Origin of the sequence: Serratia sp. (in: enterobacteria) (assembly GCF_051654945.1) — a bacterium.
Lineage (GTDB): Bacteria > Pseudomonadota > Gammaproteobacteria > Enterobacterales > Enterobacteriaceae > Chania.
On sequence record NZ_JBOFZA010000080.1, the window covers coordinates 1 to 1,682 of the forward strand.

Sequence of the window (1,682 nt, forward strand, 5' to 3'; positions counted from 1 at the left end):
AGTCACATTTTAATCAACACCAAAACTGTCTTATGCAAATATAATGAATTATCAAGTCCATTGAATGAACGTCGTAAATTAAGAAAATTTAATACATCAACTTCGGGTAGTCCAATAATGTGTGAAAAAAGTATAGCACAAGAATGTAAATTCTCTGAAATAGAGCATAAATGGAAGCATGTAAAACAATGTTTACAAAGACTTCCTCCTAAAAGTTCAGCCATTCCAAAAATAGTAAATCCAGAGAAAATAAAGCAACAATCAATTCGTAAAAAACGAAAATGTGCATTCATAACAAAAAGCGTTTGCAATTTAAGTCTCGGAAACAATAAAAAGACTGCACTTAAACATCCCCATGAATTAAATTTAGAATTACTTCGAATCATACTGAACATTGCATCCCTATGTCTTCTCAAGTTTCTAACCTGTCTATTTCCAAATTACCCTGCACCAGGATTCAGTCAGTGATGGAGATGTTGTTTGTGTCTTGTGTGTGCCTGCTCTCTCTGTATCTTGTTCCAGCGCCCGCCGACGTTCGCAATGGGAACCTCACCGAGCGAAAGGGGGATGTGTAGAACCTTGAAGATAGACGCACACACATAAGCTTAACTCAGAACATACCACTGAGTTCCTCCCTCCACGCTGTGTCGTAAAAAAATATACAAATGACCAACACAACGCCCCAAAGTATCTGACTAGCTTCCTGCCTGTTTTCCTTATCACCGCAAGAGACTCGTAAACCATGATAAGTTTGAAGAGGGAATGAACCTAACATCTGCCCATGGTTAAGAACAAAGTACTCCTTCTTTGGAGAGGTTCCAGAACCAGAGACCTCACCCCGCTTACCATAAACTACGCTTCTGATAAACAAAAAGTGACTGACTTACAGCTTCGTCTGAGCTGAGAAGATCACCAGAGCCACACAACGCGATACTCCTAATGACCTCGAGACCTCAGCTTTGGTCTCCCGCCTTCCAAAGGAATGCGCTCTCTTTCTCCCCTTTGCAAAGAACACCCCAAACCTTCTATGGACTCTGCCAAAAGGACAATCAAGAAAAGACTGCTGCTATTAAAGCAATATACTCAAGAGACAATATACACATGAATGTGGTATTTTATGTTGTTTTATCTTGCTGTGGTTATTAGAACTTAGGATATTTTAATCTATGACTTAAACCGTTTAGTAGGTGAGATTATGGGTATTCGATATGACAAATACCTCATGTTTAGTATTAAAATAAACATTATGTTTATGAGAATAATATGATAAGGATGAATGTTGACTTTTAGCATCATAAGGCATGATTGTAACACTTTATAGAAATCTGCTAGGATATTTCCTCCATGTGACATATTTATTAGCAGATAATGTATGCATGAAAAAAAAAGCCGTGCTGGGCGGGGCTCCGCCCTACAGAGACAATGTGATTGGATCAGACAGTGAATAGGATGGACTCAAATCAGTCCGATAAAAACAGACACCCAACTGTGGAAAAAGGGTTGGAAAAACTGCAAGAAACTTGGCTGAAAGCTTGGGCGTTGCCCCTGATCGCGCTGCGAAGCATTCGCAGACTTAACATCTAGCTGATCATCTCAAAAGACTTCAACACTCTGTCAACGTCTGACCAAAGAAACTTGCAAAGCCTGCAGCGTAAGAACTTCAAAGCCTTGCAATTCGCGCT

At 39.7% G+C, this 1,682-nt stretch carries 1 protein-coding gene; it reads left to right on the forward strand.

The annotated features are described in order from the left end of the window. A partial coding sequence (locus ACRDCA_RS16330) for a hypothetical protein (RefSeq protein WP_438690480.1) occupies nt 1–468 on the forward strand: 468 nt, incomplete at its 5' end. Nucleotides 469–1,682 lie beyond the last annotated feature (1,214 nt).